Origin of the sequence: Streptomyces sp. SID3343 (assembly GCF_009865215.1) — a bacterium.
Classification (GTDB): domain Bacteria; phylum Actinomycetota; class Actinomycetes; order Streptomycetales; family Streptomycetaceae; genus Embleya.
Genome location: NZ_WWJX01001165.1, coordinates 21,572 through 35,147, shown reverse-complemented (window position 1 = coordinate 35,147; position 13,576 = coordinate 21,572). Strand labels below are relative to the sequence as shown.

Genomic DNA, 13,576 nt, shown 5'->3' with positions numbered 1-13,576 from the left:
GCGCTCGCGCCTCCTCGGCGGCCATCCGCGCGCGGATCACCTCGACATCGGCCTCCAGGTGATCCGGCGGCGGCAGATCGGAGATCAGCCGGGCCAACTCCCCCAGCGTGACCGCCTCCAAGGCGGCCCCCATGCGCTCGTTGAATTCTGCCGGCGTCAGCCGCCCGACCGTGTGGTGGTCGCGCAGGAGCGCCACCGCCGCTTCACGGTCCGCGTCGGACGCCCGCATGGTCGGATTTCTCACCATGCCGTCGACACTAGGCACGCGTGAGCGCCCCGTACATGGGGCCAGCCCCACTATCCGCGGTGCGCTCTCACGGGCGCGTGAGCACCACCGGGCCGTCCTCGGTGATCGCGATCGAGTGCTCCCAGTGCGCCGCGTGGCCGCCCGCGGTGGTCTTGACCGTCCACTCGTCGGCGAGCGTGTACGTGTCCGGCTTGCCCAGGGTGACCATCGGCTCGATGGCCAGGCACACCCCGACCTCCAGGCGCGGCCCGCGGCCCGCGGGGCCGTAGTTGAGCAAGTGCGGATCCTGGTGCATCTCGGTGCCGATGCCGTGGCCGCCGAAGTCCTCGACGATGCCGTACTTCGCGCCGCCCGGCAGCGGGTTCGAGCGGATCGACTTCTCGATCGCGTTGCTGATGTCGGTCAACCGCCCGCCGGCCACCGCGGCCTCGATGCCGGCCCACATCGACTGCTCGCACACCCTGCTCAGTTCCAGGACCTCGGGGCGGACCGTACCGATCGGCACGGTGATCGCCGAGTCGCCGTGCCAGCCGTCCAGGATCGCGCCGCAGTCGATCGAGATGCAGTCGCCGTCGCGCAGCACCGTGTCGTCCGGGATGCCGTGCACGATCACGTCGTTGACCGACGCGCAGATCGAGCCCGGGAAGCCGTGGTAGCCCTTGAACGAGGGAATCGCGCCCGCCGCCCGGATCTCCCGCTCGGCGATCGCGTCCAACTCGGCCGTGCTGATCCCGTCCACCGCCGCCTCCCGCAGGGTGGCCAGCGTGTTCGCGACCACGGCCCCGGCCCGGCGCATCTTCTCGATCTGCTCGGGAGTCTTGCGCTCCAGCCGCATGTGTCGCTTCTTGAACACCGGCATTCTCGTCCTCACGGTCCTTCGCTGGAAAACAACCATGGGCGACCCGGGGTTTCCCCGGATCGCCCATGTGTGATGTCTGTCGCGGTCGACGCCGGTCAGGCGCCGAACTCCCGAAGTGCGTTCATCGCGCGAGCGGTGACCTCCTTGACCGGGCCGGTCGCCTCGATCGCAAGGAGCAGACCCCGCTCGGAGTAGTAGCCGACCAAGGGTTCGGTCTGCTCCGTGTACACGTCGAGGCGATGCCTGACGGTCTCCTCGCGGTCGTCGTCGCGCTGGTACAACTCGCTACCGCACTCGTCGCAGATCCCGGGGACCTTCGGCGGGTCGGTCAGGATGTGACACACGTGGCCGTGTGCGCGGCACTGCCTACGGCCGGAGATCCGCTGAATGATCTCCTCGTCGTCGACCTTGAGCTCGAGCACCACGTCCAGCTCGGTGCCGTTCTCGGCGAGGATCTCGTCGAGCACCTTGGCCTGGGCGGTGTTGCGAGGAAACCCGTCGAGGAGGAAACCCCGGGTCACGTCCGGCTGCGCGAGGCGCTCCCGGACCATGCCTATGGTCACTTCGTCGGGTACGAGGTTGCCCGCGTCCATGTAGGTCTTGGCCTCGCGACCGAGCGGGGTGCCCTGACTCACATTGGCGCGGAAGATGTCACCGGTCGAGACGGCGGGAATCGACAGGTCGGCGGCGATGTACTGGGCCTGGGTTCCCTTACCCGCGCCGGGAGGCCCCACGAGAACGATACGCATTTAGCGGAGGAAGCCTTCGTAGTTGCGCTGCTGGAGCTGACTCTCGATCTGCTTCACGGTTTCCAGACCCACTCCCACGATGATCAGGATGCTCGTGCCGCCGAACGGGAAGTTCTGGTTGGCGTTGAAGAGCACGAGCGCGATGCTGGGTACCAGCGCGATCATGCCCAGGTACAACGATCCGGGCCACGTGATCCTGGTGAGGATGTAGTTCAGATACTCCGCGGTCGGTCTACCGGCGCGGATGCCCGGAATGAAGCCACCATACTTCTTCATGTTGTCGGCTACTTCTTCGGGGTTGAACGTGATGGCCACGTAGAAGAACGCGAAGAAGACGATCAGCAGGAAGTACGTGATCATGTAGAGCGGGTGATCACCCTTGACGAAGTTCCGCTCGATCCACACGGACCAGCCGGAATTGCCACCGCTGAACTGTGCGATGAGGGCCGGGATGTACAGCAGCGACGAGGCGAAGATGACGGGGATGATGCCCGCCTGGTTCACCTTGAGCGGGATGTAGGTCGAGGTCCCGCCGTAGGCACGACGCCCGATCATGCGCTTGGCGTACTGCACCGGGATCCGGCGCTGTGCCTGTTCCACGAAGACCACCAGGCCGACCATGACCAGGCCGATGGCGATGACGGTGAAGAACGGCACCCAACCGCCGCCGATGGTGCCCTGCTCCTTGATCGTCCACAGTGCGGCCGGGAAGCCGGCGGCGACCGAGACGAACATCAGGATCGACATGCCGTTGCCGATGCCGCGGTCGGTGATCAGCTCACCGAGCCACATGATCGTCGACGTACCGGCGGTCATCACCGCGACCATGACGACGACCCGGAAGAGCGAGTCGTCGGGCACGATGCCCTCGGGTTTACAGGTCGCGCTGGAGGCGCTGGAGAACAACGCGCCCGTGCGGGCCGTGGCGATCAGCGCGGTCGACTGGAGAATCGACAGCGCGATGGTCAGGTAGCGCGTGTACTGCGTGATCTTCGCCGTGCCCGACTGGCCCTCCTTCTTGAGGGCTTCGAGTCGAGGGATCACGACGGTGAGCAGCTGCAGGATGATGCTCGCCGTGATGTACGGCATGATCCCGAGCGCGAAGACGGTGAGTTGCAGCAGCGCACCGCCGCTGAACATGTTCACGAGGCCGAACAGGCTGTTCTTGTTGGAGTCCTCTACGCAAGCGCGCACCATCTCGAAAGAGACGCCTGGGACCGGGATGTGGGACCCGATCCGGAACAGGACGATGATCCCCAGCGTGAACAGCAGCTTCTTGCGCAGGTCGGGCGTGCGGAACGCCCTGGCGAACGCGGTGAGCACACTGCCTCCTGCGCCTCACCCGTCTTAGGGGCGAGTCGATCGAGTCGTCGGTCCCCGAGGGACCACTGGCAGGTCCCTGAAGGAACCTCACGGACAATAACAGCGACGACGGCCCGGAAGTATCGCACCGGCCCGACGTTTAAGCGACAGGGCACAACACATGGCAAAAAAAGGGACACGTCATGTGATGGGGCTGTGGAGCAACGGAACCCCCACGCACAGCAAACCACAGGGGCGCCACCACCTTACCGGCGAGGCGCCCCTGCGCTATAGCTTCCGGAAGACGTCAAGGCCCGTTCGGTACCGATCCGAACGGGCCATGACGATCAACTTCCGTATCCGCGAGTGGGATCAGACCGACAGTTCGTCGGTCGACCCGCCCGCGGCGGCGATCTTGGTCTTCGCCGAGCCGGAGAAGGCGTGCACCTTCACCTGGACGGCAACCGCGATCTCGCCGGTGCCCAGGATCTTCACGGGCAGGTTCTTGCGAACCGCGCCACGCTCGATCAGACCCTCGACGGTGACTTCGCCACCCTCGGGGTACAGGGCCTCGATCTTGTCCAGGTTCACGACCTGGAACTCGACCCGGAACGGGTTCTTGAAGCCCTTGAGCTTGGGCAGCCGCATGTGCAGCGGCATCTGCCCACCCTCGAAGCGGGCCGGCACCTGGTAACGAGCCTTGGTGCCCTTGGTGCCACGACCTGCGGTCTTGCCCTTGGAGCCCTCGCCACGACCCACGCGGGTCTTGGCGGTCTTGGCGCCCGGGGCGGGCCGCAGGTGGTGCACCTTCAGCGGGTTGTCAGCACCCATGTCAGTCGACCTCCTCGACGGTGACGAGGTGCGACACCGTCGCGATCATGCCGCGGATCTCCGGGCGGTCTTCCTTGACGACCACGTCGTGGACGCGCTTGAGACCGAGCGAACGGAGAGTGTCCCGCTGGTTCTGCCTGCCACCGATCTTCGATCGGGTCTGCGTGACCTTGAGACGTGCCATTACGCACCAACCCCCGCGCGGGCCCGCAGAAGCGCGGCCGGGGCCACGTCCTCCAGAGGCAGGCCACGACGGGCGGCGATCTCCTCGGGGCGAACGAGCCCCTGGAGCGCCGCGACAGTCGCGTGCACGATGTTGATGGGGTTCGACGAACCGAGCGACTTGCTCAGTACGTCGTGGATGCCGGCGCACTCGAGTACGGCGCGCACGGGGCCACCGGCGATGACGCCGGTACCCGGCGACGCCGGCTTGAGCAGTACGACGCCGGCAGCCTTCTCGCCCTGAATCGGGTGCGGGATGGTGCCCTGGATACGGGGGACCTTGAAGAAGTGCTTCTTGGCCTCTTCAACACCCTTGGCGATCGCGGCCGGCACCTCCTTGGCCTTGCCGTAACCGACACCTACGGTGCCATCGCCATCGCCAACCACGACCAGCGCGGTGAAGCTGAAGCGACGACCACCCTTCACGACCTTGGCGACGCGGTTGATCGCGACGACGCGCTCGACGTAAGCGGTCTTCTCGGCGGCTGCGCCACCATCACGTCGATCCCGCCGGTCCCGCCGCTCGCCGCCGCCGGCGCCGCCACCGCGGCGCTGGGGTCCAGCCATCAGAATGTCCTCACATCTGTCGTTCGAAGCTTGTCCCGGTCGGGCTCAGAAGGTGAGCCCGTTACCGCGTGCGGCATCCGCGAGAGCGGCGATACGGCCGTGGTACTTGTTGCCACCACGGTCGAACACGACGGCCTCGACACCGGCGGCCTTCGCGCGCTCGGCGACCAATTCGCCGACCTTGCGAGCCTGCGCGGTCTTGTCACCGTCGCCACCACGGATGGACGAGTCCATCGTGGAAGCCGAAGCGAGTGTGTGGCCGGCGATGTCGTCGATAACCTGCGCGACCATGTGTCGCGTCGAACGGCTCACGACGAGACGGGGCCGCAGCGGGGTGCCGGAAACCTTCTTCCGCACCCGAATGTGCCGGCGCTTGCGTGCGACAGACTTCTTCGCAACGCCCTTGCCGGTCTTCACGCCGACAGCCATGCCTACTTACCAGCCTTTCCGACCTTGCGGCGGATGACCTCGCCCGCGTACTTGACGCCCTTGGCCTTGTACGGGTCGGGCTTCCGCAGCTTGCGGATGTTCGCGGCGATTTCACCGACCTTCTGCTTGTCGATGCCCTCGACCGAGAAACGGGTCGGGGCTTCAACCGCGAAGGTGATGCCTTCCGGGGCCTCGATGACGATGGGGTGGCTGTATCCCAGCGCGAACTCCAGCGAGGAGCCCTTCGCCACGACACGGTAACCGACACCGCTGATCTCGAGCTTCTTGATGTATCCCTGGGTCACACCAGTGATCATGTTCGCCACCAGCGTCCGGGACAGCCCGTGAAGGGCCTTCGAGCGTCGCTCGTCATCGGGACGCGTCACCGCAAGGGTGCCGTCGTCCGACTTGGCGATCTCGATCGGGGCGGCGATGGTGTGCGACAGGGAACCCTTGGGGCCCTTCACGACAACCTCGCGGCCATTGATGGTGACGTCCACGCCGGTGGGAACCGGGATGGGCAGCCGTCCAATTCGCGACATGGCTCTCCTTCCCTTCCCTTACCAGACGAAGGCGAGGACTTCCCCGCCCACGCCCTTCTTGGCCGCCTGCTTGTCGGTGAGGAGACCGGTCGACGTCGAGATAATCGCGACGCCGAGGCCACCGAGCACCTTCGGCAGGTTCGTGGACTTTGCGTACACCCGCAGACCGGGCTTCGACACGCGGCGGACGCCGGCGATCGAGCGCTCGCGGTTCGGGCCGTACTTGAGGACGATGGTGAGCTTCTTGCCCACCTCCGCGTCCTCGACGCGCCAGCCCTGGATGTAACCCTCCTGCTGGAGGATCTCCGCGATGTGCGACTTGATCTTGCTGAACGGCATCACGACGTCATCGTGGTATGCCGAGTTGGCGTTCCGCAGACGAGTGAGCATGTCTGCGATGGGGTCGGTCATGGTCATGACGGCCTCAAGGCCTTTCTCGCCGTGGTTTCCCGGCATGCGATCCCTCGCCCCGCCGCCCTCCCGAAAGAGGGCGGCGGGGCGACGACTGCGGTGCGGGACCTACGACGTCGTTACTGTTCTCGATCGCCCCAACGGGGCGGCCGATTGCCGAGTCACGATCATCAGTCGCCGAGGCGACCGCGATCGAACTACCAGCTGCTCTTGGTCACGCCAGGCAGTTCGCCGGCGTGCGCCATCATGCGCAAGCACACGCGGCACAGGCCGAACTTGCGGTACACCGAGTGAGGGCGGCCACAGCGCTGGCAGCGCGTGTAGCCACGAACCTCGAACTTCGGCTTCCGAGCAGCCTTTGCGATCAGGGCCTTCTTCGCCACGTCTCAGTTCTCCTTGTTGCGATCCTCAGCCGCCGAGGCGACTGTTCACGCTTCCTTGAACGGGAAGCCGAGGAGACGCAACAAAGCGCGGCCCTCGTCGTCGTTCTTGGCCGTGGTCACCACAGTGATGTCCATGCCGCGAACTCGGTCGATCTTGTCCTGGTCGATCTCGTGGAACATCGACTGCTCCGTGAGACCGAACGTGTAGTTACCGCGGCCGTCGAACTGCTTCGGCGAGAGACCGCGGAAGTCGCGGATACGCGGCAGCGCGATCGACAGAAGACGGTCCAGGAACTCCCACATGCGGTCGCCGCGCAGCGTAACGTGCGCGCCGATCGGCTGACCCTCGCGCAGCTTGAACTGCGCGATGGACTTGCGGGCCTTCGTGACCTGGGGCTTCTGGCCGGTGATGGCCATCAGGTCCTTGATCGCGCCGTCGATCAACTTGGAGTCGCGAGCGGCATCGCCCACACCCATGTTGACCACGATCTTGGTGACACCCGGAACCTGCATGACGTTCTCGAACGAGAACTCTTCACGCAGCTTGCCGAGGATCTCCTCGCGGTAGCGCTGCTTCAGACGAGGCAGTTCACGCGCCTCAGTGGTGACCGTCATCAGATGTCCTCACCGGTTCGCTTGGCGTACCGGATCTTGTTGCCCTCGTCGTCGAACCGGAAGCCGGTCCGCGTCGGGACCTTCTTGCCGTCCTTCTCCACAACCAGCATCACGTTGCTGACGTGGATGGATGCTTCCTGGGTGATGATGCCACCGGTCTTGGCACCCTTGGCGGACTGACCGACCTTGGTGTGCTTCTTGATCCGGTTGACGCCCTCGACCAGGACGCGCTCCTTCGGCGGGTAGGCCGCGATGACCTTGCCCTGCTTGCCCTTGTCCTTACCGGTGATGACCTGTACCAGGTCACCCTTCTTGATCTTCATCGCCTTCGCCATGGGTTAGAGCACCTCCGGCGCAAGCGAGATGATCTTCATGAACTTCTTCTCACGAAGCTCACGGCCGACCGGACCGAAAATACGGGTACCACGGGGCTCGCCGTCGTTCTTCAGGACGACCGCGGCGTTTTCGTCGAAGCGGATGTAGGAGCCGTCGACACGCCGGCGCTCCTTGACAGTCCGTACGACGACTGCCTTGATGACGTCGCCCTTCTTCACGTTGCCACCGGGGATCGCGTCCTTGACGGTGGCAACGATGACGTCCCCGATGCCCGCGTAGCGCCGGCCGGAGCCACCGAGCACACGGATGCAGAGAATCTCCTTCGCACCCGTGTTGTCGGCGACTCGCAGTCGCGACTCCTGCTGGATCACGTCTAACTCCTGATCGTCACGTCGCGGTCACGACCCACGGATGGTGGGGCGACCGGCGCTCGCTACTTGGCCTTTTCGAGGATCTCGACGATGCGCCAACGCTTGCTGGCGGACAGCGGCCGAGTCTCCATGAGGACGACACGGTCACCGACGCCACAGGCGTTCTGCTCGTCGTGAGCCTTCAGCTTGTTCGTGCGGCGGATGACCTTGCCGTACAACGGGTGCTTCACGCGGTCTTCGACGGCGACGACGACGGTCTTGTCCATCTTGTCGCTGACGACGAGGCCCTCGCGGGTCTTGCGGAAACCCCGGGTTGCTTCAGTCATCTCAGTCTTCTCGCTCACGCCGCACCTCCGGTTTCCTGCACGTCGATACCGAGCTCACGCTCGCGCATCAGCGTGTAGATCCGGGCGATGTCCTTGCGGACAGCCTTGAGCCGCCCGTGATTCTCGAGCTGCCCGGTCGCCGCCTGGAAACGGAGGTTGAACAGCTCCTCCTTGGCTTCGCGGAGCTTGGCGACGACTTCCTCGTCACCGAGTTCGCGGAGCTCGGACGCCTTGGTAACGGCCGCCATCACGCCTCACCAGCCTCGCGCCGGACGATCCGGCACTTCATCGGCAGCTTGTGCACGGCGCGGGTAAGCGCCTCACGAGCCACCTTCTCGTTCGGGTACGACAGTTCGAACATCACCCGACCGGGCTTCACGTTCGCGACCCACCACTCGGGCGAGCCCTTACCGGAACCCATGCGGGTCTCGGCAGGCTTCTTGGTCAGCGGACGGTCGGGGTAGATGTTGATCCACACCTTGCCACCACGGCGAATGTGCCGCGTGATGGCGATACGAGCGGACTCGATCTGACGGTTGGTCACGTACGCCTGGCCCAGGGCCTGGATGCCGTACTCGCCGAACGCCAGTTCCGTGCCGCCCTTGGCGCGGCCACCGCGCTTGGGGTGGTGCTGCTTGCGGTGCTTGACCCTGCGGGGGATCAGCATCGGGGTCAGGCCTCCGATCCGGAGTCGGGCGCCGGGGTCACAGCCTCGGCGGCCGGCGCAGAGCCGGAGTCCGAGGACCCGGTCGCCTGCGCGTCGTTCTGCTGCGGACGACCACCGCGGCCACCGCCACGGCCTCCGCGCTCGCCGCCACGACCGCCGCCGCCACCCTCACGACGGGGACGCTCGGGAGCGCCACCACGTGCGGGACGGTTGCTGGCACGGGCAGCGGCGTTCTCGGCGCGGACCTCGGCGATGTTCTTCACATCGCCCTTGTAGATCCACACCTTGACGCCGATGCGGCCGAAGGTCGTGCGGGCCTCGAAGAAGCCGTAATCGACATTGGCGCGCAGCGTGTGCAGCGGCACCCGACCCTCGCGGTAGAACTCCGAGCGCGACATTTCTGCCCCACCCAGGCGTCCACCGCACTGGATCTTGATGCCCTTGGCTCCGGCCTTCATGGAGCTCTGCATCGCCTTGCGCATGGCACGGCGGAAGGACACGCGGCTGGAGAGCTGCTCGGCCACACCCTGCGCGACCAGCTGAGCGTCCACCTCGGGGTTCTTGACCTCGAGGATGTTCAGCTGAACCTGCTTGCCGGTGAGCTTCTCGAGCTCACCGCGGATGCGGTCGGCCTCCGCACCACGACGGCCGATGACGATGCCCGGCCGGGCGGTGTGGATGTCGACGCGGACACGCTCACGGGTGCGCTCGATCTCGACCTTCGAGATGCCCGCCCGCTCCATGCCCTTCGTCATCATCCGACGGATGGCGACGTCTTCTCCGACGTAGTCCTTGTACAGCTTGTCGGCGTACCACCGGGACTTGAAGTCCGTGGTGATGCCGAGACGGAACCCGTGCGGGTTAACCTTCTGGCCCACTAGCGGGTCCTCTCCTTCTCGGCGACAACCACAGTGATGTGGCTGGTGCGCTTGCGGATGCGGTACGCCCGGCCCTGTGCCCGCGGACGGAAACGCTTGAGGGTCGGACCCTCGTCCACGTAGGCGGCGGACACGTACAGGTTGTTCGTGTCCAAGTTGTGGTTGTGGCCGGCGTTGGCAATGGCGCTGTCAAGCACCTTGCCGACCGGCTCACTCGCGGCCTGCGGGGCGAATCGCAGGACCGCCTGGGCCTCCGCGGCACTCATGCCACGGATGAGGTCCACCACACGGCGGGCCTTCATGGGCGTGACGCGGATGTACCGCGCCTGAGCCCTGGCTTCCATCGACGTCCCCTTGCTCATCTCGATATCCATGCGATTCGCCGCGTCAGCGACGACGCGACTTCCGGTCGTCCTTCTCGTGACCGCGGAAGGTCCGAGTCGGCGCGAACTCGCCGAGCTTGTGGCCGACCATCGACTCGGTCACGAACACCGGGACGTGCTTGCGGCCGTCGTGCACCGCGATCGTGTGACCCAACATCGCCGGGACGATCATGGAGCGGCGGGACCAGGTCTTGATGACGTTCTTGGTTCCCTTGTCGTTCTGTACGTCCACCTTCTTGATGAGGTGGCCGTCGACGAAGGGTCCCTTCTTCAAACTGCGCGGCATCGAGACTGCTCCTAGCGCTTCTTGTTCGTCTTGCGGCGGCGGATGATGAGCTTGTCGCTGGCCTTCTTCGGCCGGCGAGTACGACCCTCGGGCTTACCCCAGGGGCTCACCGGGTGGCGACCACCAGAGGTCTTGCCCTCACCACCACCGTGCGGGTGGTCGATGGGGTTCATCGCCACACCGCGGACGGTCGGGCGCTTGCCCTTCCAGCGCATGCGGCCGGCCTTGCCCCAGTTGATGTTCGACTGCTCGGCGTTGCCGATCTCGCCGACCGTTGCACGGCAACGGACGTCGACCAGGCGAATTTCCCCGGAAGGCATCCGGAGGGTCGCGTGAGCACCCTCCTTGGCCAGCAGCTGCACGCTCACACCCGCGGAGCGGGCGATCTTCGCGCCGCCACCGGGGCGGAGCTCGATGGCGTGGATAACCGTACCGACCGGGATGTTCCGGAGCGGCATGTTGTTGCCCGGCTTGATGTCGGCGCCCGGACCGTTTTCGATCCGGTCGCCCTGCTTAAGCTTGTTCGGGCACAGGATGTAGCGCTTCTCGCCGTCCGCGTAGTGCAGAAGAGCGATGCGCGCGGTGCGGTTCGGGTCGTACTCGATGTGAGCGACCTTCGCCGGAACGCCGTCCTTGTCGTTGCGCCGGAAGTCGATCAGTCGGTACGCGCGCTTGTGGCCGCCACCCTGGTGGCGAGCAGTCACACGGCCGTGGTTGTTACGACCACCCTTGCTGTGCAGAGGGCGGACCAGCGACTTCTCCGGCTCGGACCGCGTGATCTCGACGAAGTCGGCGACGCTGGCGCCACGACGGCCCGGCGTCGTCGGCTTGTACTTGCGGATGCCCATGGCTTCTCTTAGTCCTCGTCCGTATCAGCGGCCGTCAGCCGACGGGTCCACCGAAGATGTCGATCCGCTCGCCCTCTGCAAGGGTGACGATCGCGCGCTTCGTGTCCTTGCGCTTACCGAAACCGGTCTTGGTGCGCTTGCGCTTACCAACTCGGTTGATCGTGTTGACGCTCTCGACCTTGACTCCGAAGACCGCGATGACGGCCTGCTTGATCTGGGTCTTGTTGGCATCCGGGTGCACGATGAACGTGTACTTGTTCTCGTCGATGAGCCCGTAGCTCTTCTCGGAGATGACCGGCTTCAACAGAACGTCACGCGGGTCGGTGTACGTCTTGCTGGTGACCTTCGTCGTGCTCTCGACGATGTCGGTGCTCACGCGTGGCTCCCTTCGAGCTCGTCGGAGCCGGCAACCGCCGAAGCGGCCTTCGCCGGTCCGGCGATGAAACGCTCCAGGGCGGCCTTCGTGAAGACCACGTCGTCGGAGACGAGCACGTCGTAGGTGTTCAGCTGCCCGACCTCGAGCAAGTGCACCTGCGGGAGGTTGCGAGCGCTCAGCCAGGCGGCGGTGTCGGACTTCTCGACGACCAGGAGCACGTTCTTGCGCTCACTGATCTTGCCGAGCAGCGTCTTCGCGGCCTTGGCCGAGGGCGCGTCGCCCTCGAGCAGTGCCGAAACGCAGTGAATACGCTCGTGACGGGCCCGGTCGGAGAGGGCGCCGCGCAAAGCGGAAGCCTTCATCTTCTTCGGGGTCCGCTGGTCGTAGTCACGCGGCTTGGGGCCGTGGACAATGCCACCACCGGCGAACTGCGGAGCGCGGGTCGAGCCCTGACGGGCGCGCCCGGTGCCCTTCTGGCGGTAGGGCTTGCGCCCACCGCCGCGGACCTCGCCGCGTCGCTTGGTGCTGTGCGTGCCCTGGCGAGCCGCAGCAAGCTGAGCCACGACGACCTGGTGGATCGTCGGGATGCTCACCTGGACGTTGAAGATCTCCTCGGGGAGATCGATCGTCCCGGTCTTCTCGCCGGCCGGGGAAAGTACATCAATGCTGGTCATCAGCTCACACACCCTTTGCCGCAGTGCGCACCAAGACCAGGCCGCCGTTGGGGCCGGGGACTGCGCCCTTGATCAGGAGCAGACCCTTCTCGGCGTCTACTGCGTGGACGGTCAGGTTCTGGGTCGAGACGCGCTCGTTGCCCATACGGCCCGCCATGCGCACGCCCTTGAACACACGACCCGGGGTGGCACAGCCACCGATCGAGCCGGGCGAACGGTGCTTGCGCTGCGTACCGTGCGAGCTGCCGAGGCCCTTGAAACCGTGCCGCTTCATGACGCCCGCGGTGCCCTTGCCCTTCGAGGTGCCCATGACGTCGACCTTCTGGCCGGCCTCGAACACCTCGGCGGTGATCTCCTGGCCGAGCGAGTACTCGCCGGCGTCGGAGGTACGGAGCTCGACCAGGTGACGGCGAGGCGTCACACCGGCCTTGGCGAAGTGGCCGGCAAGCGGCTTGTTCACCTTGCGGGGGTCGATCGCGCCGAACGCGATCTGGACGGCGGAGTAGCCGTCGTTGTCGGCGCTGCGGACCTGGGTCACGACACAGGGACCGGCTTCGACCACAGTCACGGGGACGACGCGGTTGTTCTCGTCCCAGACCTGGGTCATGCCGAGCTTCTTGCCCAGAACGCCCTTCATCTGCTTCGTCATCGTCGGTGCGTCCTCAGAGCTTGATCTCGATGTCGACGCCGGCCGGCAGGTCGAGACGCATAAGCGAGTCGACCGTCTTCGGCGTGGGGTCGAGGATGTCGATGAGCCGCTTGTGAGTGCGCATCTCGAAGTGCTCGCGCGAGTCCTTGTACTTGTGCGGCGAGCGGATGACGCAGTACACGTTCTTCTCGGTCGGCAGCGGCACCGGCCCCGCAACCTGCGCACCAGTACGCGTCACCGTCTCGACGATCTTCTTCGCCGAACTGTCGATGACCTCGTGGTCGTAGGCCTTGAGCCTGATGCGGATCTTCTGTCCCGCCATGGCTGCTTCGAATTCCTTCTCTCGTACCGCTGCGGATCACCCCCGCTGACACGGGGAGAAGACTTGGGCTGAAAACCCCTTGGGGTTTCCCTTCCCCGCCGACCCCCGCGGTCGGGCGTGTCGCTCTGTTGCTCACAAGCACCCCTTGGAAACCCGGTAACGGGCGGCCTGGGGGCCTGGGCAACGGACGCTCGGCGTCACCTTCGCTGCGGCAAGCGAAAGGACGGCACGAGGTCACTGAATGACGACGCCGGCTGCATGGGTGGCAGGACAGAAGTCCACCGATTGCTCGAAGTCAACGGG

General features: G+C 65.7%; 25 protein-coding genes. All 25 read right to left on the bottom strand.

The window, feature by feature from the left end; genetic code table 11:
• A partial coding sequence (locus GT354_RS36555; protein ID WP_161360677.1) for a DUF1707 domain-containing protein occupies positions 1 to 247 on the bottom strand: 247 nt, incomplete at its 3' end.
• 67 nt (positions 248 to 314) lie between these two features.
• Positions 315 to 1,106 (bottom strand): type I methionyl aminopeptidase, encoded by a 792-nt coding sequence (gene map / locus GT354_RS36550; RefSeq protein WP_161360676.1) that lies wholly within the window; start codon positions 1,104 to 1,106, stop codon positions 315 to 317.
• A 95-nt stretch (positions 1,107 to 1,201) separates the two neighbouring features.
• A complete protein-coding gene (locus GT354_RS36545) occupies positions 1,202 to 1,855 on the bottom strand; it encodes an adenylate kinase (RefSeq protein WP_161360675.1) in 654 nt (217 codons plus the stop codon).
• Positions 1,856 to 3,178, bottom strand: a complete 1,323-nt coding sequence (gene secY / locus GT354_RS36540; protein ID WP_161360674.1) for a preprotein translocase subunit SecY — start codon at positions 3,176 to 3,178, stop codon at positions 1,856 to 1,858.
• Positions 3,179 to 3,529: 351 nt separating this feature from the next.
• A complete protein-coding gene (gene rplO / locus GT354_RS36535; RefSeq protein WP_161360673.1) occupies positions 3,530 to 3,988 on the bottom strand; it encodes a 50S ribosomal protein L15 in 459 nt (152 codons plus the stop codon).
• Between the two features lies 1 nt (position 3,989).
• Complete coding sequence (gene rpmD / locus GT354_RS36530; RefSeq protein ID WP_020549219.1) at positions 3,990 to 4,172, bottom strand: 50S ribosomal protein L30; 183 nt, start codon at positions 4,170 to 4,172, stop codon at positions 3,990 to 3,992.
• Entirely contained in the window at positions 4,172 to 4,777 is a 606-nt protein-coding gene (gene rpsE, locus GT354_RS36525; RefSeq protein WP_020549220.1) for a 30S ribosomal protein S5, read from the bottom strand. The genes rpmD and rpsE overlap by 1 nt, the downstream gene beginning before the upstream one ends.
• 45 nt (positions 4,778 to 4,822) lie before the next feature.
• Positions 4,823 to 5,206, bottom strand: coding sequence for a 50S ribosomal protein L18 (rplR, locus tag GT354_RS36520; protein ID WP_161360672.1), 384 nt, complete (start codon positions 5,204 to 5,206; stop codon positions 4,823 to 4,825).
• 2 nt (positions 5,207 to 5,208) lie between these two features.
• Positions 5,209 to 5,748 (bottom strand): 50S ribosomal protein L6, encoded by a 540-nt coding sequence (gene rplF / locus GT354_RS36515; RefSeq protein WP_161360671.1) that lies wholly within the window; start codon positions 5,746 to 5,748, stop codon positions 5,209 to 5,211.
• A gap of 18 nt (positions 5,749 to 5,766) precedes the next feature.
• Entirely contained in the window at positions 5,767 to 6,165 is a 399-nt protein-coding gene (rpsH, locus tag GT354_RS36510) for a 30S ribosomal protein S8 (protein WP_161360670.1), read from the bottom strand.
• Between the two features lie 191 nt (positions 6,166 to 6,356).
• Positions 6,357 to 6,542: a type Z 30S ribosomal protein S14 gene (locus GT354_RS36505; RefSeq protein WP_161360669.1), complete on the bottom strand. Its 186-nt coding sequence runs from the start codon at positions 6,540 to 6,542 to the stop codon at positions 6,357 to 6,359.
• A gap of 45 nt (positions 6,543 to 6,587) precedes the next feature.
• On the bottom strand, positions 6,588 to 7,157 hold the full coding sequence (gene rplE, locus GT354_RS36500; protein WP_161360668.1) for a 50S ribosomal protein L5: 570 nt from the start codon (positions 7,155 to 7,157) through the stop codon (positions 6,588 to 6,590).
• Positions 7,157 to 7,480, bottom strand: coding sequence for a 50S ribosomal protein L24 (gene rplX / locus GT354_RS36495; protein ID WP_026217943.1), 324 nt, complete (start codon positions 7,478 to 7,480; stop codon positions 7,157 to 7,159). The genes rplE and rplX overlap by 1 nt, the downstream gene beginning before the upstream one ends.
• Before the next feature lie 15 nt (positions 7,481 to 7,495).
• Positions 7,496 to 7,864: a 50S ribosomal protein L14 gene (rplN, locus tag GT354_RS36490; protein ID WP_078975728.1), complete on the bottom strand. Its 369-nt coding sequence runs from the start codon at positions 7,862 to 7,864 to the stop codon at positions 7,496 to 7,498.
• Between the two features lie 62 nt (positions 7,865 to 7,926).
• Positions 7,927 to 8,208 carry a 30S ribosomal protein S17 gene (gene rpsQ, locus GT354_RS36485; RefSeq protein WP_161360667.1) on the bottom strand — a complete coding sequence of 94 codons (282 nt, stop codon included), beginning with the start codon at positions 8,206 to 8,208 and terminating at the stop codon, positions 7,927 to 7,929.
• A complete protein-coding gene (rpmC, locus tag GT354_RS36480) occupies positions 8,205 to 8,438 on the bottom strand; it encodes a 50S ribosomal protein L29 (protein ID WP_161360682.1) in 234 nt (77 codons plus the stop codon). The genes rpsQ and rpmC overlap by 4 nt, the downstream gene beginning before the upstream one ends.
• On the bottom strand, positions 8,438 to 8,857 hold the full coding sequence (gene rplP / locus GT354_RS36475) for a 50S ribosomal protein L16 (RefSeq protein WP_020549230.1): 420 nt from the start codon (positions 8,855 to 8,857) through the stop codon (positions 8,438 to 8,440). The genes rpmC and rplP overlap by 1 nt, the downstream gene beginning before the upstream one ends.
• 5 nt (positions 8,858 to 8,862) lie before the next feature.
• Entirely contained in the window at positions 8,863 to 9,735 is an 873-nt protein-coding gene (gene rpsC / locus GT354_RS36470; protein ID WP_161360666.1) for a 30S ribosomal protein S3, read from the bottom strand.
• Positions 9,735 to 10,079: a 50S ribosomal protein L22 gene (rplV, locus tag GT354_RS36465; protein ID WP_161360681.1), complete on the bottom strand. Its 345-nt coding sequence runs from the start codon at positions 10,077 to 10,079 to the stop codon at positions 9,735 to 9,737. The genes rpsC and rplV overlap by 1 nt, the downstream gene beginning before the upstream one ends.
• Positions 10,080 to 10,122: 43 nt before the next feature.
• The gene (rpsS, locus tag GT354_RS36460) at positions 10,123 to 10,404 is read right to left on the bottom strand and encodes a 30S ribosomal protein S19 (protein ID WP_020549233.1); all 282 of its coding nucleotides are present in this window, start codon (positions 10,402 to 10,404) and stop codon (positions 10,123 to 10,125) included.
• An 11-nt stretch (positions 10,405 to 10,415) separates the two neighbouring features.
• Positions 10,416 to 11,252 carry a 50S ribosomal protein L2 gene (gene rplB, locus GT354_RS36455; RefSeq protein ID WP_020549234.1) on the bottom strand — a complete coding sequence of 279 codons (837 nt, stop codon included), beginning with the start codon at positions 11,250 to 11,252 and terminating at the stop codon, positions 10,416 to 10,418.
• 34 nt (positions 11,253 to 11,286) lie between these two features.
• Positions 11,287 to 11,628 carry a 50S ribosomal protein L23 gene (rplW, locus tag GT354_RS36450; protein WP_346012339.1) on the bottom strand — a complete coding sequence of 114 codons (342 nt, stop codon included), beginning with the start codon at positions 11,626 to 11,628 and terminating at the stop codon, positions 11,287 to 11,289.
• Entirely contained in the window at positions 11,625 to 12,302 is a 678-nt protein-coding gene (rplD, locus tag GT354_RS36445; RefSeq protein WP_161360665.1) for a 50S ribosomal protein L4, read from the bottom strand. The genes rplW and rplD overlap by 4 nt, the downstream gene beginning before the upstream one ends.
• 4 nt (positions 12,303 to 12,306) lie before the next feature.
• Entirely contained in the window at positions 12,307 to 12,951 is a 645-nt protein-coding gene (gene rplC / locus GT354_RS36440; protein ID WP_161360664.1) for a 50S ribosomal protein L3, read from the bottom strand.
• Between the two features lie 13 nt (positions 12,952 to 12,964).
• Positions 12,965 to 13,273 (bottom strand): 30S ribosomal protein S10, encoded by a 309-nt coding sequence (gene rpsJ, locus GT354_RS36435; protein WP_020549238.1) that lies wholly within the window; start codon positions 13,271 to 13,273, stop codon positions 12,965 to 12,967.
• Positions 13,274 to 13,576: the final 303 nt, after the last annotated feature.

Bases quoted from the DNA above. Each gene is read 5' to 3' on its own strand.
- map (WP_161360676.1), bottom strand. From the start codon at position 1,106: ATGCCGGTGTTCAAGAAGCGACACATGCGGCTGGAGCGCAAGACTCCC.
- GT354_RS36545 (WP_161360675.1), bottom strand. From the start codon at position 1,855: ATGCGTATCGTTCTCGTGGGGCCTCCCGGCGCGGGTAAGGGAACCCAG.
- rplO (WP_161360673.1), bottom strand. From the start codon at position 3,988: ATGGGTGCTGACAACCCGCTGAAGGTGCACCACCTGCGGCCCGCCCCG.
- rpmD (WP_020549219.1), bottom strand. From the start codon at position 4,172: ATGGCACGTCTCAAGGTCACGCAGACCCGATCGAAGATCGGTGGCAGG.
- rpsE (WP_020549220.1), bottom strand. From the start codon at position 4,777: ATGGCTGGACCCCAGCGCCGCGGTGGCGGCGCCGGCGGCGGCGAGCGG.
- rplR (WP_161360672.1), bottom strand. From the start codon at position 5,206: ATGGCTGTCGGCGTGAAGACCGGCAAGGGCGTTGCGAAGAAGTCTGTC.
- rplF (WP_161360671.1), bottom strand. From the start codon at position 5,748: ATGTCGCGAATTGGACGGCTGCCCATCCCGGTTCCCACCGGCGTGGAC.
- rpsH (WP_161360670.1), bottom strand. From the start codon at position 6,165: ATGACCATGACCGACCCCATCGCAGACATGCTCACTCGTCTGCGGAAC.
- rplE (WP_161360668.1), bottom strand. From the start codon at position 7,157: ATGACGGTCACCACTGAGGCGCGTGAACTGCCTCGTCTGAAGCAGCGC.
- rplX (WP_026217943.1), bottom strand. From the start codon at position 7,480: ATGAAGATCAAGAAGGGTGACCTGGTACAGGTCATCACCGGTAAGGAC.
- rpmC (WP_161360682.1), bottom strand. From the start codon at position 8,438: ATGGCGGCCGTTACCAAGGCGTCCGAGCTCCGCGAACTCGGTGACGAG.
- rplP (WP_020549230.1), bottom strand. From the start codon at position 8,857: ATGCTGATCCCCCGCAGGGTCAAGCACCGCAAGCAGCACCACCCCAAG.
- rplV (WP_161360681.1), bottom strand. From the start codon at position 10,079: ATGGAAGCCAGGGCTCAGGCGCGGTACATCCGCGTCACGCCCATGAAG.
- rpsS (WP_020549233.1), bottom strand. From the start codon at position 10,404: ATGCCGCGCAGTTTGAAGAAGGGACCCTTCGTCGACGGCCACCTCATC.
- rplB (WP_020549234.1), bottom strand. From the start codon at position 11,252: ATGGGCATCCGCAAGTACAAGCCGACGACGCCGGGCCGTCGTGGCGCC.
- rplD (WP_161360665.1), bottom strand. From the start codon at position 12,302: ATGACCAGCATTGATGTACTTTCCCCGGCCGGCGAGAAGACCGGGACG.
- rplC (WP_161360664.1), bottom strand. From the start codon at position 12,951: ATGACGAAGCAGATGAAGGGCGTTCTGGGCAAGAAGCTCGGCATGACC.
- rpsJ (WP_020549238.1), bottom strand. From the start codon at position 13,273: ATGGCGGGACAGAAGATCCGCATCAGGCTCAAGGCCTACGACCACGAG.